The following is a 25,479-nucleotide window of genomic DNA, read 5'->3' as shown; positions in this document are numbered from 1 at the left end:
GCTTGTGAAATTAGCATAGATGCTATTCATTGCGTTATTGACATAATAATGATAACAATAATACAATGGTGAAGAATCTAGCTATTGCCTGTGTGTAAGGCTATATAGTGTGTTAAATAGGGAGGCGCTATGAGAATAGGGTTTAAATTGACGGCTATTGCCATGCTAATGGTAACCGTTGTTGTTACAGCCGGTTGTGGCCGTTTTGACAAGGTGAAATATCTCTTCGAGTCCTTTTATTACAAAGGAACGACATACGCTGATAATCCTACGGATGGGGCTATTACATTTACTTTAGATGGTAAGTCTTATACTCTAGCTGCTCATAGTATGGAAACGCTTGATCTTGATCCAGGAGAACATGTGTTGGTGACGCCGAGCGGGGAAGAGCGACGCTTTCAGGTGACAGACCATGATATGAAATCGATTTTGAATCCAACGGAATCGGTGTATGCTATTTGGTATGTTCAATACGGTGAAGGGACCGTTAAAAATATCCGCTATGGAGAAGTAACGACATCTATTGGTAACGATGTATATACTGGTCCTATGAAGACGCATTCGGAAGTGTATATTCAAAGACAAGGGAATTATCCATTTAGATTCGGCTTAGATGAAGCATTCCCTGATGTTGTTTATGTCAATGAAGATGACCCTAATGAACGAGGTAATCCAGACGCCTTAATATTTGGCAAAATTTATAGAGCCGCAGATTTCAAAGCTGCCTACCCGGCTTTACATAAAGAATATATGGGTGAATAATGCGTTGTGTGTTGTTGAAGGAGAAAGTTATGAAAAAACAAATCTTATCTCGTCTATTATTATCTGGTTTATTAGCTACAACTTTATTCGTTGTGGCTGGTTGTGGTGAAACGCCAGAAGAAAAACAAGCAAAACTTGAGCAAGCCGTGCAAGAAGTGGCGCAACAAGAAGAGAAAGCTAAAATAGCGTTAGCCGATAAACTATCTAAAGCTGATACTTGGACTAAAGCTATTAGTAAATTAAAAGAAAAAGGTGAACTTAAATCGGCACCTGTACAAATTTCAGGTACTATAAACTATTTGGGTAGGAATAAGTCCTTAGAAGTAGATGTTGTGAAACCAGGAACGACAGAATTGTTACGGTATCGTTATGATTTAAATAATGATACTTGGGGCGATGGTGAACCAGTACAAGTTATAGGGGATGGAAAAAAACAAATTGCTCAAACCTTCTATCCTATTGATAATTTAAATGTGGATATGATAATCACTGTTCTTAATAAATTTAAACAAGAAGGGGAAACAAACCCAGCTATTAAAGAGTCCTATCGTGGTTATTTCGATAAAGCTAAGATGGGGTGGGATCCGAATCAAGGGGTGCATTACGAAGTAGCGCAAGAGGGCACAGGTCGCGTTACTTTTATTGATGATACATCTATTGACGCTGTCTATGACGAAGCAGGTAATCTTGTGAAATTGAGAGTGAAAGCGAAAGGCTCTCAAAGCATCCAAACTCTTATGTAATGGACCTGACAAAGGGCATAAAAAATTCTTGCAAAATATGATATAATAAAAAAGAGCCGCTCATGGTTTGAGCGGCTCTTCTTTATTGAACTAGGACATGACAGATGACTCGCCTTTGTGAAGGTGGTCATAGTATCTATCATGCCTTATTGTATATAAAATTGTATGACGAGGTGTACCATGAATATAAAAAAAATAACTTGTTTAGTCATTGCTGGCTGTGCGTTAGTAGGTGTAGGTGCACTTGGTTTTAATAAGGCAGAGCAAGTGCCTCCAACGGTACAAAACACAACATCAACAACGGCGACGAAAATGCCTAATTTTACAAATGCTCCTATTGTTGATGAGTATGCTGTATTACATACGAATTATGGTCAAATCAAAATTCGTTTATACGGTTCCAAAACGCCTATTACAGTAAAAAACTTTGATCATTTAGCGAAAGAAGGCTATTACGATGGTGTTACATTTCATCGCGTTATCGATGGTTTCATGATTCAAGGTGGCGACCCTAGTGGTACGGGTGCAGGTGGACCAGGTTATGAAATTCCTGATGAATTCGCCAAAGATTTAACATTTAATCGTATGGGTATTGTAGCGATGGCGAATCGCGGCCCAAATACAGGGGGCTCTCAGTTCTTCATTACGCTTGGCCCTACGCCACATTTAGATAATAAACATACTATTTTCGGTGTCGTTGTACAAGGTATGGACGTAGTAGAGAAAATTGGTAAAGTGAAAACAGATAATCGAGATAAACCGGTTGAACCAGTAATTATCAACTCTATTTCTATTGAGCCGATTACAGATGACGCTACGAAATAATCGTCCCTATTAGATGATCACAATGAGTACAAAGGAAACAGTGTATTACACATATATATTGAAATGCGCCGATGAAACCTTGTATTGTGGGTGGACTAACGATTTAGATCACCGCCTAGATGCCCATAATGGTGTCGTCAAAGGAGGCGCTAAATATACGCGAGGTCGTCGCCCTGTTACGTTGGTATATTATGAAAGCTTTCATCAAAAACAAGAGGCGCAAGCTCGGGAACATGCCATCAAAGGTCTTACAAAAGCTAATAAATTAAAGCTCATTAAAGGGCCTAATAATCCTGTAACTGTAGAGTCCGTATAAGGCAATGATTTATTCAAAATAAAGTAGCTATATGATATAATATAGTGATATTGTTACGTACCATGGAGGGTGATGTATGAAACGGGTTCTAGTGTCCGTTAAAAGTGTGCAACGAGATGTTGATGGCAAGGATACTGTTGTAGAATTAATCTCTCCAGGAACTTGGCATGAAAAAAACGGCACCCAATATATACGCTATGAAGAGTCTAGTGTGACAGGGATGGAAGGGGTTAAAACGACCATCAAAATTCAAGAAGACTCTATTGTATTACTACGAACAGGAACTGTTAATATGAGACACCAATATGTTCGTGGTGAAGAGCGTGAGTCCGTTTATGAAACACCGTTTGGGGAATTCCTTATGGTTGTAAAAACTCATGAATTGACAGTAGGTGTTCAAGAAGGCGTTGGACACGTTCATTTAGGTTATGACATCTCCATTGAAGGAGATTGGCAATTTTATAATCAGTTAGATATACATGTGCAGGAGGATGCAGAAGATGGACATGAAGGAAATCCTGAAAGCGGGGATTGAACAAGCATTACAAGAAACGATTAATAGCGGCGCATTGCCTGCTGGGGAATATCCTGACATCGTTCTCGAAGTGCCACCGCAAAAAGAATTCGGCGATTTTTCAACAAATATTGCTATGCAGTCTGCTCGCGTAGCACGTCAAAATCCTCGCGCTATTGCAGATGCTTTGGTGAATCACATGAATTTCGATTGGTTAGAACGGGCAGAAGTAGCCGGAGCAGGTTTTATCAATTTCTTCTTGAAATCTGATATGGTTTATGACACGTTGAAAGCCATACTACAAGCTGGCGATGCTTATGGCAAAGCCGAACTTCGTCCACAAGATACGATCCAAGTGGAATATGTGAGTGCTAATCCAACCGGTCCTCTTCACGTAGGTCACGGTCGCGGTGCTGCTTACGGCAGTGCGTTAGTGAATTTGTTGCGCGCTGCAGGTTTTAATGTACAATCGGAATATTATATTAATGATGCAGGCAATCAAATCGATAATATGGCGTTGTCTATTGAGTATCGTTTTCAAGAATTGCAAGGGACGCCATTAGTATTCCCACCGAAACGCAATGATGATGGGACGATGCCTGAATTTGAGGTGCCAGAAGGGGCCTTAGTGTTCCCTGAAAATGGGTACCGCGGTGTAGACATTATTGAAACGGCGAAGGCCATCGTTGCAGAAGTCGGCAATGATACGTTACTGGCTATGCCAGAAGTGGAGCGTATCGCTCTCTTTAAAGAAGCTGGTTTGAAAGAAAAGTTAGCTCGCTTAGAAGAAACCTTGCGCAATTTCCGCGTAACTTTTGACAATTGGTTCTCCGAACGGACTGTACACGAAACAGACGAAATTAAATATGCCGTAGATGAGTTGAAAAACCTTGGTGCTGTTTATGAACAAGACGGTGCATTGTGGTTGAAATCCACAGATTACGGTGATGATAAAGACCGTGTTGTCATTCGTGATAACGGCGTTCCTACTTATTTAGCCGCTGATATTGCGTATCATCGGAATAAATATGAACGAGGCTTTAAAGAAATGATCGATATTTGGGGGGCTGATCACCACGGTTATGTATGTCGTGTGAAAGCAGCTATGGCGGCTTTCGGCTTTGATCCAGATAAATTGTCGATTTTGTTGCTACAAATGGTAGCCTTGTTCCGCGATGGGGAACTCGTTAAACTATCGAAACGAAGTGGTGACACATTAACATTAGATGAACTCATCGAAGAAGTAGGTGTTGATGCATCTCGTTACTTCTTCTTAATGCGTTCTCTTGATAGTCAACTCGATTTTGATATTAACTTAGCTAAATCACGAAGTAATGAAAACCCTGTGTATTATATTCAATATGCACATGCCCGCATTCATAGCATTTACAATCAAGTGCGAGAAGCGAACATTGATATTGGTGATGTTAGCAATGCTGATTTCACTACACTCACTAGTGAAATGGAATTAGAATTGATTAAGAAGTTAGCTGAATATCCTGAAGAAGTATTGCAAGCTGCAGAACATAGAGCGCCGCATCGCATTGCTCGTTACCTCTATGATTTAGCAGGTATGTTCCATTCTTTCTACCGTCAAGGTCGAATTATGGGCGTAGAACCAGCATTGCAGCAAGCTCGATTGGGTTTAGTTAGCGCTATCGCTCTTGTCCTTCGTCAAGGGCTTGGTATTTTAGGTATTTCCGCTCCGGAAAAAATGTAATAGATGGGAGGCATCATGGCAACTAAGTATATTTTTGTAACAGGTGGCGTTGTTTCTTCTCTTGGTAAAGGGATTACGGCAGCATCGTTAGGCCGTTTGTTGAAAAACCGTGGTTTTAATGTAACAATTCAAAAATTTGACCCATATATTAACATTGACCCAGGTACGATGAGCCCTTATCAACATGGGGAAGTATTCGTAACCGACGATGGTGCTGAAACAGACCTCGATTTAGGTCACTATGAGCGCTTCATCGACATTAATTTGAGCAAACGTTCTAATATTACAGCAGGTAAAGTGTATTGGTCTGTTATTAATAAAGAACGTAAAGGTGATTACTTAGGGAGTACTGTTCAAGTTATTCCTCACATTACGAATGAAATCAAAGAAAATGTATATCGCGTAGGTAAAGAGGATAACGCAGATGTAGTCATTACTGAAATCGGCGGTACCGTTGGTGATATTGAAAGCTTGCCTTTTATGGAAGCTATCCGCCAAGTGAAAAAAGAAGTAGGTCGCAACGACGTACTTTACATTCACGTAACATTGGTGCCATATATTAATGCTGCAGGGGAATTGAAAACGAAACCGACCCAACATAGCGTAAAAGAATTGCGTAGTATCGGTATTCAGCCAGATATCCTCGTATGTCGCAGTGAAAAACATATTTCCGATGAAATGAAAGAAAAATTAGCCTTATTCTGTGACGTAGAACCAGATGCGGTTATTGAAAATCAAACTTGCGACTCTATCTATGAAGTGCCATTGATGATGCAAGAGCAAGGTCTTGATGACATTGTGATTCGCAAATTGGAATTAGAAAACCGTCCATGCAATATGGAAGCGTGGAAAGAGATGGTTAATAAAATCTTAAATCCTACACAAGAAATTACAGTAGCTATCGTTGGTAAATACGTAGCATTGCACGATGCTTACTTATCTGTTGTAGAAGCATTGGGGCATGCCGGTATTGAACGAGGTACAAAAGTGAATATTCGCTGGATTGATTCTGAAGAATTAGATGATATATCTGTTAACCCCGCAGAGGTATTTGCTGGCGTAGAAGGTATCGTTGTACCAGGCGGCTTTGGTAGTCGTGGAGTAGAAGGTAAAATCCGTACTATTCAATACGCTCGTGAAAACAATATTCCTTACCTTGGCTTGTGTTTAGGTATGCAATCTGCTGTTATGGAATTTGCCCGCAATGTATGCGGGTTAGAAGGCGCTACATCTAGCGAATTCGATGAAAATGCACGTTATAAAGTCATCGATTTAATGTTAGATCAAGTAGATGTAGATAAAAAAGGCGGTACTATGCGCTTAGGTATCTATCCATGTAAAGTGGAGGCAGGTACTAAAACCCATGAAGCTTATGGGGAAGACCTTATTTACGAACGTCACCGTCACCGTTACGAATTCAATAATGAATACCGTCAACAATTGACAGATGCAGGTCTCGTTATTTCTGGTACATCTCCAGATGGTCGTCTTGTAGAATCTATTGAAATCAAAGATCATCCATTCTTTGTAGGTACACAAGCCCATCCAGAACTTAAATCTCGCCCAAACAATGCGCACCCATTATTCCGTGGCTTTGTAGGCGCTGTATTAGATTTAAAAGCATAAACACATAAGCAAGACTAAAAAGGAGTCCCTAAGGGACTCCTTTTTCTTAGTTGAATTAACTTATCGAAAATTTTCGGAAAAATATATCGAGAAATTTAAAAATAATGCTTGCAATTCAGAATGATTCGTGATAATATATAGACAAAGATGAATATAGAAAGCGATGTAAGTACATCAACATTAGTAATACGATAGTATATAAGTTGAGACAAGGAGGACATAATGTCTATTATTGGTCAAAAACTTCCTGAGTTTACATTAGACGCTTTTAGAAAACCTGACCTAGTTAAGGTTAGTACTGCAGATGTATTGGGTAAATGGTCTGTCTTTGTATTTTATCCAGCAGATTTCACATTTGTGTGCCCAACAGAATTAGAAGATGTACAAGACTCTTATGCAGAATTGAAAGAATTAGGTGTAGAAGTATATTCCGTATCGACTGACTCCGAATTCGTTCACAAAGCATGGTCTGATGCATCTCCTAGCATCAATAAAATCGAGTACTTCATGTTAGCTGATAAAAAACATGAATTGTCTGATTTCTTTGATGTATTCGATCCAGAATCTGCTATGGCCTATCGAGGCACGTTCGTAGTCGATCCGGAAGGTATCGTACGAACTGCAGAAATCCATGATATGGGGATTGGCCGTTCCGCAGAAGAGTTAGTTCGCAAAGTACAAGCAGCACAATTTGTTGCTAAACATGGTGACCAAGTATGTCCAGCACGTTGGAAACCAGGTAAAGATGCGATGAAACCGACTTTAGATATGGTAGGTAAAATTTAATTACCTACAACACCTCCTCAAATGACATAAACGGGCACAGGTCGTACCCGACGACACTGGTAAGTCCCATTACACGGTGAAACCCTCTCCAATTCACCGGAGTAAACCTCATATAACAAACTACAAACTATACGCAAAAAGGCCAGCCGCGAGGCTGGTCTTTTTGTATGCATTTAAACTTGCATTTTCGTAAGGCATATTTTATAATGTAATTAATTCCTATCGTCGTACAAGGTTATAAAAGGAGGGACACATGAGAATTTCCACAAAAGGGAGATATGCATTGATGGTTCTCATAGATTTGGCTGAACAAGGCAAAGAGAAACCTGTATCCCTACGATCCGTGGCAGAACGACAACATATATCAGAAAAATATTTAGAAGGTATTGTAGCTCGCTTAGTAGCAGCTAAATTAGTAGATAGTATTCGCGGTAAATACGGCGGCTATCGTTTAGCAAAAGATCCAAAAGACTATAGTATTATTGAAATTTTGCTGGCCACAGAAGAATCGATGGCTATTATTTCTACCCTTGATGAAGGTGTTTCTACAGATGCCGTCATTAATGAGCGGACCGTTGGCTTTTGGGCGGGTTTGCAAAACTACATTCATGATTACTTAGGTGGCGTTTCTTTACAAGATGTCATTGACGGTACTTATGCAAAATTAGATGCTAAATACGATAATTGGGATGGATCAATCTAATAGACACTGTGTCTAGTGATAACAGAAGGAGTGAACATTATGTCTAACATCGCAAAATCTTTTATTGAATTAATCGGTAAAACACCTTTGTTGGCAGCTACTCGCTTTGGTGAAAGTCAAGGTGCAGAGGCTAATATTTTAGCTAAATTAGAATACTTTAATCCTGGCGGTTCTGTAAAAGACCGTATCGCTGCAGCTATCATTCAAGCAGCTGTTGAATCTGGTCAATTACAACCAGGAGGTACTATTGTAGAAGCTACCTCTGGCAACACTGGTATTGGTTTATCTGCCGTAGGTGCTGCATTAGGCTATAAGGTTGTTATCGTAATGCCTGAAACGATGTCTATTGAACGTCGTAAATTGATGCTCGGCTACGGTGCTCAATTAGTGTTAACTGATGGTGCATTAGGAATGAAAGGGGCTATTGCGAAAGCGAAAGAAATCGTGACGGCTACAGCTGGAGCTATTGAAGCGGGACAATTTGTAAATCAAGCGAACCCAGCGATTCATTATAAAACAACAGGCCCAGAAATCTGGCAAGACACTGATGGTACAGTAGATATTTTAGTATCTGGAGTAGGTACTGGTGGTACATTGACTGGTACAGGTACATATTTAAAAGAACAAAATCCAGATGTAAAAGTGGTGGCTGTAGAGCCAGCTGATTCTCCTGTATTGTCTAAGGGCAAACCAGGGCCGCATAAAATTCAAGGTATCGGTGCTGGCTTTGTGCCAGATACATTGAATACAGATGTGTACGATGAAATTATCCAAGTTACTAATGATGATGCGTTCAAAACATCTCAACAATTTGGTCGTACAGAAGGTGTATTAGTAGGTATTTCTGCTGGTGCAGCTCTTTGGGCTGCTGCAGAATTAGCAAAACGCCCTGAAAATAAAGGTAAAAATATTGTCGTAATCTTACCGGATACAGGTGAACGTTACTTATCTACTGCCTTATTCCCAGAAGCATAGACTACATTATAAATGGAATGTCTCGATCGATTTATTAGATGACTTGTCATGATATGAGTGATGAAAGACCTATAGTTTTGGCTATAGGTCTTTTTTCTTTGTCTTTTAAAAATACAGATATTTATTGATTTTTCTTAGAGTTTAAGTCTTGCTAAAATAAAAAGTCAAAAAAAGACTAAAAAAATATTTGACTTTTTGACCTTATGGTTGTATGATAAATACATAAATTAAAGTCAAAAGGTCAAAAGAGAGGTAATATATATGAAAAATAATAACTTTGGTAATGAATTTGCAAGTATGAATGATTTATTTAATCACTTAATGGGTAATATGGGTGGTTATTCTACAGAACGACGATTGTATAAAATTAATGGTCGTGAAGTAACACCAGAAGAATTTGCCTACTACCGTCAAACTGGTCAATTGCCTAATGGTGAAGATTTACAAGGTCACAAACAAGGTGCTATGAAACAAGATGGCATTTTAGCAAAATTAGGTACAAACTTAACAGAACAAGCTCGTAATGGGAAATTAGATCCTGTTATTGGTAGAAATAAAGAAATCCAAGAGACGGCAGAGATTTTAGCGCGTCGTACGAAAAACAATCCAGTTTTAGTCGGTGATGCCGGTGTTGGTAAAACAGCTGTTGTAGAAGGCTTAGCACAAGCTATTGTCAATGGCGATGTGCCAGCGGCTATTAAAAATAAAGAAATTATTTCTATTGATATTTCTGGTTTAGAAGCAGGCACTCAATATCGAGGTTCTTTTGAAGAAAATATTCAAAACCTAATTAAAGAAGTCAAAGCAGCCGGTAATATTATATTGTTCTTTGATGAAATTCATCAAATCTTAGGTGCTGGGTCTACTGGTGATGGTCAAGGCTCTAAAGGGTTGGCAGATATTTTGAAACCTGCATTGTCTCGTGGTGAATTAACTGTCATCGGTGCTACTACACAAGATGAATATCGCAATACAATTATGAAAAATGCTGCTTTAGCGCGTCGTTTTAATGAAGTCAAAGTCAATGCGCCATCCCCAGAAGATACTTTCAAAATTTTACAAGGTCTTCGTCCATTATATGAGGCTCATCACAATATTGAATTGCCAGATAGCGTATTGAAAGCGGCTGTTGATTATTCTGTACAATATATTCCGCAACGGAGCTTACCAGATAAAGCCATTGATTTAATCGATGTAACAGCCGCTCACTTGGCATCACAACATCCAGTGACTGATATTAAAACGTTAGAAGCAGAAATGACAGCGGCAAAAGAGAAACAAGAAGAATATGCTCGCAAAGAAGATTACGAATCTGCTATTAACGAAAAAATGCGCATTCAGAAATTACAAGAAGAAATCGATAACCATACGGAAAACCAAAAAGTTGTCGCTTCTGTTAATGATGTAGCAGAGTCGGTAGAACGGATGACAGGTATTCCTGTATCTCAAATGGGAGCATCTGATATTGAACGATTAAAAGGCATGAAAGAACGCTTAGAGGCACATGTGATTGGTCAAGATAAAGCAGTAGAAGCTGTATCGAGAGCCATTCGTCGTAATCGGGCAGGCTTTGATGAAGGCAATCGCCCAATTGGTAGTTTCCTATTTGTAGGACCTACTGGGGTGGGTAAAACTGAATTGGCAAAACAATTGGCCTTCGATATGTTTGGTACAAAAGATGCTATCATTCGTTTAGATATGTCTGAATACAGTGATCGTACAGCGGTATCTAAATTGATTGGCGCTACTGCAGGGTATATAGGGTATGATGATAACTCCAATACCTTGACAGAGCGTGTTCGTCGCAATCCGTATTCTATTGTTTTATTCGATGAAATCGAAAAAGCAGACCCACAAGTCATTACTTTGTTGCTCCAAGTTTTGGATGACGGTCATTTAACAGACGGCCAAGGAAATACGGTAAACTTTAAAAATACAGTCATTATCGCCACATCGAATGCAGGTTTTGGTTATGGCTCTAGTAGCGATGATGATAGCGAAGCTGATATTATGAAACGCATTGCACCATATTTCCGCCCAGAATTCTTGAACCGATTTAATGGGGTTATTGAGTTTAATCATTTAACTAAAGACGATTTAAAACAAATCGTAGACTTAATGATCAATCAAGTAAACGTTACATTGGCGAAAAAAGGTATTACATTAGATGTTACAGAAGCAGCGAAAGAATTATTAATGGAACAAGGTTACGACAAAGACATGGGTGCTCGTCCGTTGCGTCGCGTTATGGAAACAGAAATTCGTGATAATGTAACAGACTTCTATTTAGATCACCTTGATGTGAAACAATTAGTAGCAGATGTAGAAGATGGGCATATTGTTATTAAAGAAACTATAGATCGTGCAGATGCAGTAGCTGATACTGATAAAGAAACAGAAACAGATGCAACTGATAAATAATCTAGTTGTAAAAGGAATAACAACTCATATATAAGCATATGTTAAAACAATAGTAGAATATAATAAAAAGGACCATAATAGAATGTAGGCTTACATTCTATTATGGTCCTTTCTTTATTAGTGGCCTTTATCTAGGTCTCCGTGGTTAAAGGTGGTTTCTACATACTTAGGAGTATTTAATTATTGATTATACTTTCTTTTTTGCCACTGCTAAAATGAGGCATGCCAAGATGGCACCAATTGCAATAGATGCGAGGTATAATAGTGGATTACCGATAGTTGGTACTACGAAGATACCGCCATGTGGTGCACGCAATGTGCATTCAAAGAACATGGACAATGCACCGGCTGTACCAGCACCGATAATACAAGCTGGTAATACGCGAATTGGATCAGCTGCAGCAAATGGGATAGCGCCTTCTGTAATAAAGGACAATCCCATAATATAGTTAGTTACGCCAGATTTGCGTTCTGCTTCTGTGAAACGGCTAGGGAAGAATGTAGTACAAAGGGCGATTGCCAAAGGTGGCACCATGCCGCCAGCCATAACGGCTGCCATAATACCATATTCACCAGTAGCAAGAGCACCTGTGCCGATAACATAGGCTGCTTTGTTCACAGGGCCGCCCATGTCAACAGACATCATGGCGCCGAAAATAAGGCCTAATAATACGCGGCTTGTTGTGCCCATCGTTTGTAAGGATGTCATGAGCCATTCGTTTAAGGCAGATACAGGTGGGTTGATGATGAATGTAATGGCGATGCCGATGAATAATACACCGAGAACTGGATAGAAGAGGACTGGTTTAGTACCTTCTAATGACTCAGGTAAGCCAGAAACCAGCTTCTTCACAAGTAATACTAGGTAACCAGCTGCGAAACCAGCAATTAAAGCACCTAAGAAGCCAGAACCCCCTTGGTTAGCCAATAAACCGCCTACGAAACCAGCTGCAAGGCCAGGGCGATCAGCAATACTCATAGCAATATAGCCAGCCAATACAGGTAACATAAATCCGAAGGAAGCGCCCCCAATTTGCATTAAGAAAGCAGACAGCGCTGTGCCAGAACCAAAGTTAGATGGATTTGCAGGATCGAATGTATCGAATAAGAAAGCGAGTGCAATCAAAATACCGCCACCAATAACGAATGGTAACATATGGGATACGCCGTTCATTAAGTGCTTGTAGATTTGACGGCCGAAACTATCTGTTGCATCTGCTCTAGTAGCTGTTTCTTCTTCGGCACTAGCTGTGTAGATTGGCGCTGTGCCAGACATCGCTTGCGTTAATAATTCTTCTGCTTTGTTGATGCCATTAGCTACTTTTGTTTGAATCATTGGCTTGCCGTTAAAGCGTGCCATCTCTACTTGTCGATCGGAAGCGACGATAATTGCTTTAGCATGAGCGATTTCTTCTGTTGTGAGGGCATCTTTCACACCAGAAGCACCATTTTTTTCGACTTTCAAAGAAATGCCTAATTCTTTTGCTTTTCGTTCTAATGATTCTGCAGCCATATAAGTATGAGCAATACCCGTAGGGCAGCCAGTAACAGCTAATACATCGTAATACGGGTGGTCTACAGTAATTGTAGACGTGTTAGTGGCTACTGTACTAGTCTCTGCTACAGCACTAGTATCGTCTGTAGAGGTGCTGTTATCAGTAGTATTGCTAGTAGAAGTGGAACTATTGTTATTTGTAGAGTTTACAATATATCCCTCTACGGACGGATCAAAAGTACCATTTTCTTTTGCGTCGATTAAGGCTAAGAAGGTATCTACATCTTTCGCGGCAATGAGGGCTTCTTTGAAGTCTGTATCAATAATCATCATTGCTAATTGACTGAGCACTTCTACATGTGTATCAGCGGCTCCTTCTGGGGCGGCAATCATGAAGAAAAGGCGAGATGGTTGGCCATCGAGGGCTTCAAACTCGACCCCATTAGGTACGACCATAGCGGCAAGGCCTGCTTCTTTGACACCACTTGATTTAGCATGAGGTGTAGCAATGCCTTCGCCAAGGCCCGTAGAGCCAGATTCTTCACGAGCGAATACGGCTTTAATATATTCGTCTTTGTTAGATAAATTGCCACTAGCCTCCATGAGGTCCCCTAAGATATGAATAGCATCTGCTTTATCTTTTGGTGTTGCGTTGAGTAAAATAGACTGACTTTTTAATAAATCTCTGATTTGCATATGTGTACTCCTTACTGCACATATTTAGAAATAGATAAAACTTGTTATATAATCTTTTGATGGCGCTTTTATTTAATCTTTAGTAATAGCGATTTTATTTAATTATAGACATTTATTTAGAATTTTTATTTAATTTCCTCTAATAGAGCCTCTACTTCTGGTAATGTGGCTAAATTTTCTGAATAAGCCGATGCGGAACCAGTAGCAATGCCCCAGTATAGGGCTTCTTGTAAATCCTTTGTTTTAAGATAACCTGTCATAAATCCAGCTACCATAGAATCTCCGGCACCTACGGAATTAATTAATTCTCCTTTAGGTGCTGGACTAGTATAAATCGTGCCATCTTCGGCTACTAGAATAGCACCATCACCAGCCATAGAAATGAGGACGTGACGGGCACCTTGTTGTTGTAATTCCTTAGCGGCTTGAATGAGATCTTCAGAGCAGGTTAAGGTTTTGCCAAATAATTCGCTCAATTCGTGATTGTTAGGCTTGATGAGGAACGGTTTATAAGATAACACGCGGGTCAATAAATCTTTCGTAGCATCTACTACGATAGGAATATGTTTGTTTGCGAGACGTTGCATGATACACTCATACATATCGCTTGGCAAGCTAGATGGAATACTACCTGCCAGGATGAGGATGTCATCTGCTGTTAATCTATCCAATTGATCATATAAAGCTTGTAGTTCTTCGTCTGAAACGATAGGACCGCGACCGTTGATTTCTGTTTCTTCTGTAGAGGCTTTTACTTTCACATTGATGCGAGTAAGACCTTCTTTGAGGCGAATGAAATTTTCAGAAACACCAAATTCATTGAGCTGTCGGACGATTTCATTTCCTGTAAAGCCGGCAATAAAGCCTAATGCAGTTGTGGGCATTCCTAAATTATTAAGTACGATAGATACGTTAATACCTTTGCCGCCACCTAGGATATATTCTTCTTTGGTACGGTTAATTGTGCCCGTATCTAAGTGGTCTAAACGGACGATATAATCCAATGCAGGATTAAAGGTTATTGTGTAAATCATAAACTCTCCTTGCGTTTAAGTCGATACCAATACATCAGCGGTGCTACGTAAAGGAAGAAAGCAAATGGAATATAACCTGTTGATGATACGTCCATCATAACGATAGGCACGAAGGCAGCAATATTCCAAGGTAATAATGGGGAAATTAAAATGCCACTGTTTTCAAAATCAAGCATTACATCTTCATCTTTAATCCCTTCTTTTGCATAAGTGGTGCGCATAATGGAATGAGTCATAATAACGGAAATTGCTTGGCTACAGCCAAGTGCTCCGGTGATAAATGCTAATATAACATTGGCACCATACAATTGAGATCGTCCTCGTAAATTAGTTAAGAGGCGTCGCAGATCAGTCCAAACTCCAGTATTATCTAACATGCCTGCAATAGAGCAAGCCATAAAAATGACTAATATAGGCATAGCCATCGATAGAAGGCCACCACCTTTAATAATTTCTGCAAGAGGATTAAAATGAGGCAGCTGAAAGCCAAATAGAGAAAACTGTGCAATCTGGTTAATACTGTAATGTTGATGAATCATTGCTAATATAGCAGCCGCTACAGCGCTCATGGCGATAGGCCAATGAATGGATAATCTAGTAGGCAATAAAGCAATAATGAGAGCTACTGGAATCCATAAGGACCAATGGAGATGGAACAAGAAGTGAATTGTATCGGGTAAGTAACTGCTTTCATAACTTAAAGGATAAAAGGTAGATAATAAAAGATATATAACAGCACTTACAGCTAAAGCTGGAATGCTGTCTTTTAACATGCGAAGCACATTGCTGTTTACTGTAGTGTGCGTTAAACTGGCTACTAAGGCGGCACTTGATGAAATGGGAGAGTTACGGTCGCCTACATATGCGCCTGCCATGATGGCACCAGCTGCCATACCCAGTGGAATACCGCCAGCTTTTGCAATGGTTATGAGTACTACGCCGATGGTCGCCACTGTACCAAAAGAGGTACCAATGAGCAAACTCACCATAGAAGTGAGTAGAAAGGCGCTAATAATAAAATATTGGGGATGTAATAACTCCATGGACGTAGCAAGAATCATAGGAGTTGTTCCCGATGCTTGCCACATCGCCGTAAGCCAACCGATGAGGAGGAGAATTCGTATGACAACTACTGATGTTTTCCCTCGCTCCCAAGACATGCGTAATAAGTCCTTAATAGCAAAGCCTTGACGGTAGAGGGCGTATGTAAATATGCCCCATACGGCGACTAAGGCGAGGCCTATGGATAGGCCAATCCATAAGGATATGAGGATGACTGCTATAGACAGGATGAGGGCTAGCAAAAGTCCTGTGTTGGTAGGTAATACAGCTCGTCCTTGTCGGTATAATAACCAGGCTTGTAATAATCGTTGTATCCATTTCATAGTTGAAGACCTTTCATAGTCGTTAATGGATGATGTATTAGATAATAATTTCTTTTAAACTATTTAATAGGAAGGTTCGTTTCAAATACTTCTTCTGCAGGGCCTGTCATGAGGACTGTGCCATCTTCTAAATAGCTAATATGTAATGTGCCGAGATAAAGCTCTACATCTACTTCTCTACCTGTTAAACCTTTTTCAAAGGCCATTACAGCAGATGCACAAGAGCCTGTACCGCATGCTAGTGTAGCACCAGCGCCGCGTTCCCAAGTACGCACTTTAATATGATGATCATTCACTACTTCTACGTAGTTTACGTTTGTATTGCGCGGGAAGGCTTCGTGTTTTTCCAATATAGGGCCTTGTGTTGTGAGGGGCACTGTTTCGATATTATCAACAAAAATTTCTGTATGAGGAACGCCTAATAAGACAGAGCTTACCGTTACAGTTTCGCCTGCCACATCGAGGTCTACGTCGATGACTTTATCCATCGTTACATTCATAGGGATATCTGAACTTTTGAAGAATGGTTTTCCCATGTCTACTGTAACGAGTGTGACTTTACCGTTTTCTACGGTTAAAGTCGGTTTCATAATGCCCGCCAATGTTTCGATAGTGAAAGATTCTGTATTGATTTCCCCGTGTTCGTAAGCGTATTTGGCAAAGCAACGAATACCATTACCGCACATTTCAGCTTCTGAACCGTCGGAGTTGATGATGCGCATGCGTACGTCGGCTACATTGGAAGGCACTACTACACAGAGGCCATCGGCACCGATACCAGTGCGGCGATCGCAGAGGCGAATCGCTAATTCTGTGTAATCTTTAGAAGCTCCTTGTGGGTCGCTAAAGAGAATAAAATCATTGCCTAAACCATGCATTTTTGTTAGTTTCATGATGTCTCCTTCATATAATCAATTTTATGTTTTTTATAGTTTTATTTTTACTCTTTAATATATAATTTAGTATTATTTTAATATTCTATATTATATAGCATTATATCACAAGATAAAGGCTCTGTAGCGGTTTATATATCTTTATTGTTTTACCTAGAAATGTTACAATAAAAAATACAGTAATTTATCAGTATAGAAAGAGGAATGTAGATGCGAATTGAGGGTATTTCTGGATCTCGTGGCGTTGCAGTAGGCAATGTGTACAAATATATACAAGAAGAAATTATCATACCTGACAATACAGTAGCAGATAGCGAAGTAGAAAACGAAATTGGAAAGTTTGCTACTGCTATGGCGGCGACGTTAAAACAATTAGATACGATTCGTCAAAAAGCATTAATCGATATGGGGCCAGAAGAGGCGGCTATTTTTGAAGCGCATATGCAAATTGCACAAGACCCATCATTATCGGATGGCATTAAATCGCTTATTGAATCTACTGGTACTAATGTAGTATCAGCGACGGCTCAAACGATAGATACTTTTGCAGGTATATTCCTTAGCATGGATGATCCGTACATGCGAGAACGAGGCGCAGATATTAAAGATATTGGAGACCGTTTGATGCGGAATATGCTCGGCATGAACCCACGCGGATTATCTCATATTTCGGGAGAGGTTATTTTGGTAGCTCCTGATTTGACTCCGTCTGATACGGCATCTCTCGATAAAAACGTAGTGAAAGGTATTATTACTGCTGCTGGAGGACCTACATCACATGCTGCCATTATGGCTCGCACTTTAGAAATTCCTGCCGTTATGGGCGTTGGTGATATTGAAAGCTTCGTTGACGGTGCTCGCGCTGTCGTTCTTGGTACCGACGGGGTAGCTTTGATGAACCCTAGCGATGAAGAATGGACAGACTATAGTGCGCAAGCGGAGGCTTTCCAAGAAGAATTGAAACGATTAAAAGACTCTGCTAATTTAGACGCCGTTACTACAGATGGTCACCGCGTAGATTTGTTTGGCAATATTGGTAAAGCAAAAGATGCGGATAACGCGGTTACTATGGGGGCTCGAGGTATCGGTCTATATCGGACAGAGTTCCTCTATATGGAAAATGATGACCTTCCTGCAGAAGATGTACAATTTGAAGAATATAAAGCAGTTGCGGAAAAGCTACAAGGACAACCTGTCATTATCCGTACTATGGATATCGGTGGGGATAAAGAATTAAAATGCTTAGACTTGTCAGAAGAAATGAATCCGTTCCTCGGTTATCGAGCAATCCGAATTTCTTTAAATCGTCCTGACATCTTCAAAGTTCAACTGCGTGCTTTGTTGCGGGCTAGTGCTTTTGGGGATATTCATATTATGTACCCTATGATTGCTTCTGTAGAGGAAGTGAAAGCCGCTAATGCTATGTTGGATACGTGTAAGAATGAGCTTCGTAGTGAAGGCATTGCTTTTGATGAAAACATCAAAGTTGGTATTATGATTGAAGTACCAGCGGCGGCAGTGATTGCTCCGACTTTAGCTAAGTATGTAGATTTCTTCAGCATTGGTACGAATGACCTTTGTCAATATACATTAGCTGTAGATCGCATGAATGAAGCTATTGGTCATTTATACCAACCACTACATCCTGGCGTATTGCGCCTTATTAAAGGTGTTATCGATGCAAGCCACGAGCAAGGTAAGTTTACTGGTATGTGTGGTGAACTCGCAGGAGATCCAATGGCAACGATGATTCTCTTAGGTTTAGGGCTCGATGAGTTTTCTATGACGGCTTCATCCATACCGCTTATTAAAAATATCCTTCGCTCTGTATCAAAAGAAGAATGCGAAGCTGTGGCGGCTCATGTATTAACATTAGATACAGCAGAAGAGATTACGGCGTATGCTAAATCGGTATTGGAAGAAAAAGGATTAGTCTAGGTTCTTTATCATGCTTTTACTAGTCATATAGAATCGATACCTATAGGCAGGGATTAGGGAATTTATATCTTGAACTCAAATGATATAACTTGATACAATACATATAGTGAATTACACCATATATGGAAGAAAAAGAGGTAGAACATGAAAGAAGTAACAGTAGAAATTACAAATGAATCTGGTTTACATGCTCGTCCAGCGACGGCTTTCACACAATTAGCAGCTAAGTTCGCATCTAAAGTAACAATTGCAGCGAATGGTAAAACAGCAGACGCAAAATCTATTTTGACAGTCTTAACATTAGGCGCTACAAAAGGTACATCCGTAGTATTGACTGCAGATGGCGGTGATGAAGACGAAGCAGTAGCAGCATTGAGTGAATTCTTAACAACAAATCACGACTAGTAGATTTAAAGAAGAAGTAATATTGATAGCATAAAAATCCCCCTTACAGACAGTTAAATGCTGTCTGTAAGGGGGATTTTTGGTGATGTCAGATTCTCTTAGTTTTTAGGTTATTAGGCTATTAACATGAGTTGAGTATTCGGCATTAATATGGTAATTTATTTGCCCATATTAGCAAACCGTTCTACTGCTGTAGTAAAATCGCTAATCGTTTTGTCTACATCGCCATGAGCAATACCGTCTCGTACGCAGTGGTTAATATGACCTTCTAGTACGATTTGACCGACTCTGTGCAACGCCGATTTAGCTGCGTTAATTTGGCTTAGTATGTCTTCGCATGGGATGTCTTCATCAACCATGCGATCGATAGCTTGAACTTGGCCTAAAATTTTACGCAATCGACGATGTAAATTGTCTGAATCCATACATTGTTTCATAATATCCTCCCACTGGGCATGTTTTATCATCTGTTTCATTATACGTCATTATATAGTTGGAATACAATACATAGATATAGATGGACTGTGATTTAGCTAGAATGAGTAATGTTATATAGTTTATGAAGAATCTGTGGTACAATACAATCAATATAGATTGCATTACAAGGGGAAATATATAATTCGGGTATAATATATGATAATTCTTCGCTATGTAAAACGATTAATAATAAGTTTTATGATTATTTTAGCAGCCTTATATATGTACGACTGGTATAACAGTTATCAAGGTACAAATCGTGTAAGTGGTGCTCATACATCGATAGAGCAAAGCATTGAACAAAATGAAGATACCTTGAGCCGTGGTGATCGAATTTACCGAGTCTTTACATTTAAAGAACATGTTTCGGAGGCTTTGGAGAGACGCGTGCCACCAGAAAAATGGGTGAAATCTGACTCTATTCCAGAAAATGCAAAACGAGCTCTTGTTGCTATTGAAGACAAGCGGTATTATCGTCATGGTGCTATTGATGTGCTCGGTGTGATTCGTGCTTTCTACGTTAATACAGTGGCAGGCGAAACATTAGAAGGAGGCAGCACCATTACACAACAATTGGTGAAAAATCTATTCTTATCGTCGAAACGGATTATGAGCCGTAAAATAGAAGAAGCTATATTAGCTATTGAAATGGAATATTACTACGACAAAGACGAAATCATTACCATGTATTTAAACACGGTTTACTATGGGCATAATTATTATGGTCTGAGAGAAGCGGCTGAAGGATATTTTGGGACGAGTCCAGGGCGTTTAACGTTGGCACAGTCTGCTATGTTGGCAGCTTTGCCGAATGCTCCCACCTATTTAGATCCTCATGTTAATTATGAGGCAGTGAAAAAACGTCAAAAATTAGTGCTTCAAGAAATGGTTGCTCAAGACATGATTACCCAAGCGGAAGCGGACTATGCTTATGAACAAGACTTGGGATTGCGAGAGGAATAGTGATGGTTACAGAAGTACTTGGCAGTAGTTGAGAAGTTGATGAAATTCAGATGCATAAATTTTCACGACTTGCATAAAAATAAGTATTGATTTTATAAATATACAATGATATACTAATTCATGTATTCTATAGAGATAGAAAATATACTTGCTTCTTAGTAGTATAATAATAACAGTGAGTTGTTCTTTGACTCGATATAAGTTGTGTGAGGTGTAATTATGAGTGCAGCAAATAAAGTTGTGTTAGCTTATTCTGGTGGGTTAGATACATCTGTTATCATTCCTTGGTTAAAAGAAAACTACGGTGCTGAAGTCATCGCCGTTTGTGTAGATTTAGGTCAACCTGAGGATTACGATGCAGTAGAGAAAAAAGCAATCGCTTCTGGCGCGTCTAAAGCATATATTGTAGATGCAAAAGAAGAATTTGTAAAAGATTATATTTGGCCCACTGTGAAAGCTGGCGCTATTTATGAAGGTAAATATTTACTTGGTACATCTTTTGCGAGACCGTTGATTGGTAAAATCCTTGTTGATATTGCTAAACAAGAAGGTGCTACGGCTATTGCTCACGGCGCTACAGGTAAAGGGAATGACCAAGTCCGTTTTGAGTTGGCTATTAAAGCATTGGCGCCAAATATGAAAATCATCGCTCCTTGGCGCGAATGGGAGTTGAAATCCCGTACAGACTGCATGGAGTACGCAGCGAAACACAATATTCCTGTAGTGGCGACTAAAAAACATCCATATTCTATGGACCAAAACGTATGGCACTTATCTCATGAAGGTGGAGATTTAGAAAATCCTGCTAATGCGCCAAAAGATGATGTATATCTTGTTACAAAAACACCTGAGCAAGCACCTGATGAAGCAGGCTACGTAACGATTGCTTTCAAAGAAGGCGTTCCAGTAGCTGTAGATGGCAAAGAAGGAACACCGTTGGAATTGTTAGAAATGCTCAATACCATTGGTGCTAAATACGGTGTAGGCGTTGTAGATATCGTAGAAAACCGATTGGTAGGCATGAAATCTCGTGGTGTTTATGAAAACCCAGGTGGTTCTATTATTATGTATGCTCATAGAGAATTGGAATACCTTTGTCTTGATAGAGCTACATACCATTATAAAGAACTAATTGCTAATAAATACGCTGAGCTTGTATACGATGGCATGTGGTTTGCTCCATTAATGTATGCATTACAAGCTTTTGTAGATAGTACACAACAAACTGTAACAGGGGAAGTAAAATTGAAATTGTACAAAGGTAATATTATCTCTGCCGGTAGTACATCTCCATATTCCTTATACAGTGAAGATTTTGTAACCTTCGAAGAAGATGACGTATACGATCAATCTGATGCGGAAGGATTTATCAATCTCTTTGGTTTACCGTTAAAAATTAATGCATTAATGAAAGAAAAGGCAGGTTTATAATGGCTAAATTGTGGGGCGGGCGTTTCACAAAAGGCACAGATAAAGCGGTAGAGGACTTTACGTCTTCTATCGCTTTTGATGCGCGGATGTACGCCGAAGATATTGCAGGTAGTAAAGCACATGCTAAAATGCTAGCAAAACAACATATTATCTCGCAAGAAGACTGCGACGCTATTGTCGCAGGATTGACGAAAATTAAAGGACAAATCGATGCAGGAGAATTTCCTTTTTCTGTAGCCCTTGAAGATATTCACATGAATATTGAAAAGCGTTTAACCGATGATATTGGTGAAGCAGGCGGTCGTTTACATACTGGTCGTAGCCGTAATGATCAATGTGCGGTAGATTTGCATATGTATGTACGAAAAGCTGTTATTCAAATGGGCGAACTCATCGTAGATATGCAAAAAGCCCTCATCGAAACGGCTGAAAAATACAGTGATGTTATTATGCCTGGTTATACCCATTTGCAACGGGCGCAGCCAGTGCTTTTTGGTCATCATATGATGGCTTATTTCTCTATGCTAGAACGGGATTTTGATCGACTTCTTTTAGTGTTTAAACATGCCGATATTATGCCATTAGGGGCCGGTGCTTTGGCGGGGAGTACCTATGGTATCGATCAAAGCTATACGCAAGAATTGCTGGCGTTTTCTCGTATTTACGAAAATAGTATGGATGCCGTATCCGACCGAGATTACGTAGTCGATTTTTTAGCTTTTGCATCTACGGTGATGATGCACCTTAGCCGCCTTAGCGAAGAGCTTATTTTGTGGTCCACAAATGAATTTGGCTTTATCGAGTTAGACGATGCTCATTGTACAGGATCTAGCATTATGCCACAAAAGAAAAACCCTGATGTGTGCGAATTAGTGCGTGGCAAAACAGGCCGCACCTATGGACACTTGCTTGGATTGTTGACGACGTTAAAAGGTTTGCCGTTGACGTACAACAAAGATATGCAAGAAGACAAAGAAGGTATTTTTGATGCCATTGATACAGTGCAATTTGCTTTATCTATCAATGCTGCTATGATTCGTGGTATGAAAGTAAATGGCAGTCGTATGAAAGCCGTATTAGATGATGATTTCTCCAATGCTACAGATATGGCTGACTACTTAGCTAAAAAGGGTGTACCTTTCCGTGAAGCCCATGAGGTTGTTGGCAATGCGGTACATCACTGTATTGAAAAAGGCTGCGTTTTACTAGATTTAACAGTAGAAGATTTTAAAGCTATTTCCGAACACTTCGATGCCGATATTTTAGATGCTATCACTATCGAAGCCTGCGTGTCAGGGCGGAATAATTACTCTGGCACTGCTTATGAATGCGTAGAACGACAACGTAACAATGGTCGCGCTATTGTGGCTGAAGAAGAGGCACAAATCGCCGCTTGGAAAGCCATTGTGGAGCGAGTACAAGAATAATTGATTGCATGATTAATGGTTATCTTAATGGCTATTATATGATTAATCCGAGTGATCTCTGAGATTACTCGGATTTTTTGCATGTTTTAAATATATAATTTGCAGAAAAATGTCCGCATAGAATAGACTGTGAATGTTTTAAAGTATTCTAGTAGTACACGATAAACGGAATAGATCATGATTTTCTGCATTCTATAAAGAATTAAGAATGAGAAAACAGTAACCTTAATGTCAAAATGCTGAAAATATTCTTAAATTATATATACTTTTTATGGTTTTATTCAATTCGTGTAATAGAGTTTGTCCGCCAATAAAGTACTTTTCATTTAGCTTAGAGGGTGTTATTATTAATTCACAATATAAATAAAAACAGTACTTTCACATTCCCGCCCATTACAGCAGGAACTGATTGTACTTAGCGGTATTATTAGATAATTAAGTGAATTATGGACGAGAAAAAATTCACCTGTTGAAAGGGGATTGATACATGAAAACGACCGCTAAAAAAATGTCTGTTTTCCAGCTAACCACAATGGTAGCAGCCAATATGCTAGGAGCTGGGATCATTATGTTACCAACTAATTTGGCTCAAGTTGGTACTATTTCAGTTTTATCTTGGCTCGTGACAGCTGTGGGTGCGCTTTTATTAGCGTATATTTTTGCTCAAGCGGGTATGTTCTCCCAAAATAAAGGGGGCATGGGCGGTTATGCAGAACACCGTTTCGGTAAAACTGGACATTTTATGGCGAGCTATGCTTACAGCATATCTCTCATCATTGCTAATATAGCTATTGCGGTATCTGCCGTGGGCTATGGTGCAGCTTTCTTTGGTGTTGACCTTAATGCAACGCAAACTAGTCAAGTGACAATCGTGCTCTTGTGGTTTGCAGCTATTTTGAACTTCAGAGGCAATCGCTTCACTGGTCAACTCAGCAATATTACTATTTGGGGATCTATCGTTCCCGTTCTTGCTATCGGAACTATCGGATGGTTCTGGTTTAACCCTAGTACGTATATGGCGGCATGGAATCCGAATGACTTACCATTCTTCGATGCCTTTAAACAATCTATAGCGTTAACATTATGGGGCTTTCTCGGTTTTGAATCTGCTGCAGCTAATGCAGATGCCGTGGAAAATCCAAAGAAAAACGTACCAATTGCTACAGTAGCTGGTACATTAGCAGTGGCGGTGATTTACATCTTGTCCACAAACGTAATGGCAGGTATTGTGCCTAACGTTGATTTACTTAACTCTAATGCGCCATTTGGTTTAACTTTCATGTATATGTTCAATGATACAGTGGCTAATATTGTAATGGCAGCGATGGTTATTTCTTGTTGCGGCGCTTTATTATGCTGGCAATTCACTTTGTCCCGCGTATTTAAAAGTGCAGCAGAAGCAGGCTATTTCCCTAAAGTCTTTGCTCGTGTAAACAGCAAAGATGCACCGGTTCGTGGCGTACTTATTTTGCTCGCTATCGAAACAGTGTTGACATTATTCACAGCTGATGATTCATTACGTCAACAATTTGAAACATTAGTGAACTTAGCCGTTGTTACAAATGTAGTGCCTTATGTATTGTGCATCTTGGCAGTACCGACTATGATGCGTCAATCTGGTTTAGCAAAATCTCGTATTAAAAACTTTAACATTGTAGCAGCATTAGGCGTGATTTACTGCATTTATGCAATCTACGCATGTGGGGTAGAAGCAATGGAAGGCAGTGCCGTAGCTGTATCTATCGGTTTGATCATCTACATGGTTCGTAAGTTGGTGACTGCTCGTAGAGCACATAATTTACAACAAAGCATGGATTAATCGGATATAACTCGTCCTTAAGCAGGAACTTCGGTTCCTGCTTTTTTGGGTTCTATAATAAATGTTGGGGTGTCACCATCAAGGTGGCACAACCAACATTATTTTTTTGCAAAAAAAATAAGCAT

22 protein-coding genes are annotated in these 25,479 nt (G+C 39.7%); 17 read left to right on the top strand and 5 right to left on the bottom strand.

Annotated features, from left to right (window positions below; genetic code table 11):
* Positions 1–129: 129 nt before the first annotated feature.
* The 11 genes from NFR29_RS04465 to NFR29_RS04415 all read left to right on the top strand — a co-directional run bounded on the left by NFR29_RS04465 (position 130) and on the right by NFR29_RS04415 (position 11,391).
* Entirely contained in the window at positions 130–762 is a 633-nt protein-coding gene (locus NFR29_RS04465) for a hypothetical protein (RefSeq protein WP_251423861.1), read from the top strand.
* 29 nt (positions 763–791) lie between these two features.
* A complete protein-coding gene (locus tag NFR29_RS04460; protein WP_251423858.1) occupies positions 792–1,505 on the top strand; it encodes a hypothetical protein in 714 nt (237 codons plus the stop codon).
* 180 nt (positions 1,506–1,685) lie between these two features.
* Positions 1,686–2,330 carry a peptidylprolyl isomerase gene (locus tag NFR29_RS04455; protein ID WP_277612504.1) on the top strand — a complete coding sequence of 215 codons (645 nt, stop codon included), beginning with the start codon at positions 1,686–1,688 and terminating at the stop codon, positions 2,328–2,330.
* Between the two features lie 22 nt (positions 2,331–2,352).
* Positions 2,353–2,646 (top strand): GIY-YIG nuclease family protein, encoded by a 294-nt coding sequence (locus NFR29_RS04450; RefSeq protein WP_251423855.1) that lies wholly within the window; start codon positions 2,353–2,355, stop codon positions 2,644–2,646.
* Between the two features lie 76 nt (positions 2,647–2,722).
* Positions 2,723–3,181: a YwiB family protein gene (locus NFR29_RS04445; RefSeq protein ID WP_251423852.1), complete on the top strand. Its 459-nt coding sequence runs from the start codon at positions 2,723–2,725 to the stop codon at positions 3,179–3,181.
* Entirely contained in the window at positions 3,147–4,880 is a 1,734-nt protein-coding gene (argS, locus tag NFR29_RS04440; RefSeq protein ID WP_251423849.1) for an arginine--tRNA ligase, read from the top strand. Before NFR29_RS04445 ends, argS begins: the two co-directional genes overlap by 35 nt.
* Before the next feature lie 15 nt (positions 4,881–4,895).
* Positions 4,896–6,506, top strand: coding sequence for a CTP synthase (locus NFR29_RS04435; protein WP_251423846.1), 1,611 nt, complete (start codon positions 4,896–4,898; stop codon positions 6,504–6,506).
* 222 nt (positions 6,507–6,728) lie between these two features.
* Positions 6,729–7,292 carry an alkyl hydroperoxide reductase subunit C gene (gene ahpC, locus NFR29_RS04430; protein ID WP_251423843.1) on the top strand — a complete coding sequence of 188 codons (564 nt, stop codon included), beginning with the start codon at positions 6,729–6,731 and terminating at the stop codon, positions 7,290–7,292.
* Between the two features lie 253 nt (positions 7,293–7,545).
* Positions 7,546–7,995 carry an RrF2 family transcriptional regulator gene (locus tag NFR29_RS04425; protein ID WP_251423841.1) on the top strand — a complete coding sequence of 150 codons (450 nt, stop codon included), beginning with the start codon at positions 7,546–7,548 and terminating at the stop codon, positions 7,993–7,995.
* A 39-nt stretch (positions 7,996–8,034) separates the two neighbouring features.
* Positions 8,035–8,970, top strand: a complete 936-nt coding sequence (gene cysK, locus NFR29_RS04420; protein WP_251423838.1) for a cysteine synthase A — start codon at positions 8,035–8,037, stop codon at positions 8,968–8,970.
* A 261-nt stretch (positions 8,971–9,231) separates the two neighbouring features.
* Positions 9,232–11,391 carry an ATP-dependent Clp protease ATP-binding subunit gene (locus tag NFR29_RS04415; RefSeq protein WP_277612503.1) on the top strand — a complete coding sequence of 720 codons (2,160 nt, stop codon included), beginning with the start codon at positions 9,232–9,234 and terminating at the stop codon, positions 11,389–11,391.
* A 187-nt stretch (positions 11,392–11,578) separates the two neighbouring features.
* Here NFR29_RS04415 and NFR29_RS04410 read toward each other — a convergent pair whose 3' ends face one another.
* The 4 genes from NFR29_RS04410 to dapF form a co-directional block, all read right to left on the bottom strand.
* Positions 11,579–13,582, bottom strand: coding sequence for a PTS fructose transporter subunit IIABC (locus NFR29_RS04410; RefSeq protein WP_251423836.1), 2,004 nt, complete (start codon positions 13,580–13,582; stop codon positions 11,579–11,581).
* 125 nt (positions 13,583–13,707) lie between these two features.
* The gene (pfkB, locus tag NFR29_RS04405; protein WP_251423833.1) at positions 13,708–14,616 is read right to left on the bottom strand and encodes a 1-phosphofructokinase; all 909 of its coding nucleotides are present in this window, start codon (positions 14,614–14,616) and stop codon (positions 13,708–13,710) included.
* Positions 14,613–16,001 (bottom strand): Na+/H+ antiporter NhaC family protein, encoded by a 1,389-nt coding sequence (locus NFR29_RS04400; RefSeq protein WP_251423831.1) that lies wholly within the window; start codon positions 15,999–16,001, stop codon positions 14,613–14,615. The genes pfkB and NFR29_RS04400 overlap by 4 nt, the downstream gene beginning before the upstream one ends.
* Before the next feature lie 59 nt (positions 16,002–16,060).
* Positions 16,061–16,894: a diaminopimelate epimerase gene (gene dapF, locus NFR29_RS04395; protein ID WP_251423828.1), complete on the bottom strand. Its 834-nt coding sequence runs from the start codon at positions 16,892–16,894 to the stop codon at positions 16,061–16,063.
* 210 nt (positions 16,895–17,104) lie between these two features.
* Here dapF and ptsP point away from each other — a divergent pair, with 210 nt between their 5' ends.
* The gene (gene ptsP / locus NFR29_RS04390) at positions 17,105–18,832 is read left to right on the top strand and encodes a phosphoenolpyruvate--protein phosphotransferase (protein ID WP_251423825.1); all 1,728 of its coding nucleotides are present in this window, start codon (positions 17,105–17,107) and stop codon (positions 18,830–18,832) included.
* Between the two features lie 144 nt (positions 18,833–18,976).
* Positions 18,977–19,237, top strand: a complete 261-nt coding sequence (locus NFR29_RS04385; RefSeq protein ID WP_251423822.1) for an HPr family phosphocarrier protein — start codon at positions 18,977–18,979, stop codon at positions 19,235–19,237.
* Positions 19,238–19,395: 158 nt separating this feature from the next.
* Here the strand turns inward: NFR29_RS04385 and NFR29_RS04380 are convergent, their stop codons facing one another.
* Positions 19,396–19,674: a metal-sensing transcriptional repressor gene (locus NFR29_RS04380; protein WP_251423820.1), complete on the bottom strand. Its 279-nt coding sequence runs from the start codon at positions 19,672–19,674 to the stop codon at positions 19,396–19,398.
* Between the two features lie 196 nt (positions 19,675–19,870).
* Between NFR29_RS04380 and NFR29_RS04375 the strand changes: the two genes are divergently transcribed.
* The 4 genes from NFR29_RS04375 (at position 19,871) to potE (ending at position 25,354) form a co-directional block, all read left to right on the top strand.
* Positions 19,871–20,677: a transglycosylase domain-containing protein gene (locus NFR29_RS04375; protein WP_338146903.1), complete on the top strand. Its 807-nt coding sequence runs from the start codon at positions 19,871–19,873 to the stop codon at positions 20,675–20,677.
* A gap of 219 nt (positions 20,678–20,896) precedes the next feature.
* Positions 20,897–22,108, top strand: coding sequence for an argininosuccinate synthase (locus NFR29_RS04370; RefSeq protein WP_251423814.1), 1,212 nt, complete (start codon positions 20,897–20,899; stop codon positions 22,106–22,108).
* Positions 22,108–23,535, top strand: coding sequence for an argininosuccinate lyase (argH, locus tag NFR29_RS04365; protein ID WP_251423812.1), 1,428 nt, complete (start codon positions 22,108–22,110; stop codon positions 23,533–23,535). Before NFR29_RS04370 ends, argH begins: the two co-directional genes overlap by 1 nt.
* A gap of 487 nt (positions 23,536–24,022) precedes the next feature.
* Complete coding sequence (potE, locus tag NFR29_RS04360) at positions 24,023–25,354, top strand: putrescine-ornithine antiporter (protein ID WP_251423809.1); 1,332 nt, start codon at positions 24,023–24,025, stop codon at positions 25,352–25,354.
* Positions 25,355–25,479 lie beyond the last annotated feature (125 nt).

Origin of the sequence: Veillonella agrestimuris, assembly GCF_943193065.1 — a bacterium.
GTDB lineage: Bacteria > Bacillota > Negativicutes > Veillonellales > Veillonellaceae > Veillonella > Veillonella agrestimuris.
Note: the sequence above shows the minus strand (reverse complement) of the source record. Positions and strands in the feature narration are given on the sequence as shown.

Coding starts and splice junctions, on each gene's coding strand:
- argH (WP_251423812.1), top strand. CDS start 22,108: ATGGCTAAATTGTGGGGCGGGCGTTTCACAAAAGGCACAGATAAAGCG.
- NFR29_RS04455 (WP_277612504.1), top strand. CDS start 1,686: ATGAATATAAAAAAAATAACTTGTTTAGTCATTGCTGGCTGTGCGTTA.
- NFR29_RS04415 (WP_277612503.1), top strand. CDS start 9,232: ATGAAAAATAATAACTTTGGTAATGAATTTGCAAGTATGAATGATTTA.
- NFR29_RS04435 (WP_251423846.1), top strand. CDS start 4,896: ATGGCAACTAAGTATATTTTTGTAACAGGTGGCGTTGTTTCTTCTCTT.
- NFR29_RS04410 (WP_251423836.1), bottom strand. CDS start 13,582: ATGCAAATCAGAGATTTATTAAAAAGTCAGTCTATTTTACTCAACGCA.
- NFR29_RS04400 (WP_251423831.1), bottom strand. CDS start 16,001: ATGAAATGGATACAACGATTATTACAAGCCTGGTTATTATACCGACAA.
- cysK (WP_251423838.1), top strand. CDS start 8,035: ATGTCTAACATCGCAAAATCTTTTATTGAATTAATCGGTAAAACACCT.
- dapF (WP_251423828.1), bottom strand. CDS start 16,894: ATGAAACTAACAAAAATGCATGGTTTAGGCAATGATTTTATTCTCTTT.
- ahpC (WP_251423843.1), top strand. CDS start 6,729: ATGTCTATTATTGGTCAAAAACTTCCTGAGTTTACATTAGACGCTTTT.
- NFR29_RS04380 (WP_251423820.1), bottom strand. CDS start 19,674: ATGAAACAATGTATGGATTCAGACAATTTACATCGTCGATTGCGTAAA.
- NFR29_RS04425 (WP_251423841.1), top strand. CDS start 7,546: ATGAGAATTTCCACAAAAGGGAGATATGCATTGATGGTTCTCATAGAT.
- ptsP (WP_251423825.1), top strand. CDS start 17,105: ATGCGAATTGAGGGTATTTCTGGATCTCGTGGCGTTGCAGTAGGCAAT.
- NFR29_RS04370 (WP_251423814.1), top strand. CDS start 20,897: ATGAGTGCAGCAAATAAAGTTGTGTTAGCTTATTCTGGTGGGTTAGAT.
- NFR29_RS04375 (WP_338146903.1), top strand. CDS start 19,871: ATGATAATTCTTCGCTATGTAAAACGATTAATAATAAGTTTTATGATT.
- NFR29_RS04460 (WP_251423858.1), top strand. CDS start 792: ATGAAAAAACAAATCTTATCTCGTCTATTATTATCTGGTTTATTAGCT.
- NFR29_RS04385 (WP_251423822.1), top strand. CDS start 18,977: ATGAAAGAAGTAACAGTAGAAATTACAAATGAATCTGGTTTACATGCT.
- NFR29_RS04450 (WP_251423855.1), top strand. CDS start 2,353: ATGAGTACAAAGGAAACAGTGTATTACACATATATATTGAAATGCGCC.
- potE (WP_251423809.1), top strand. CDS start 24,023: ATGAAAACGACCGCTAAAAAAATGTCTGTTTTCCAGCTAACCACAATG.
- NFR29_RS04465 (WP_251423861.1), top strand. CDS start 130: ATGAGAATAGGGTTTAAATTGACGGCTATTGCCATGCTAATGGTAACC.
- argS (WP_251423849.1), top strand. CDS start 3,147: ATGGACATGAAGGAAATCCTGAAAGCGGGGATTGAACAAGCATTACAA.
- pfkB (WP_251423833.1), bottom strand. CDS start 14,616: ATGATTTACACAATAACCTTTAATCCTGCATTGGATTATATCGTCCGT.
- NFR29_RS04445 (WP_251423852.1), top strand. CDS start 2,723: ATGAAACGGGTTCTAGTGTCCGTTAAAAGTGTGCAACGAGATGTTGAT.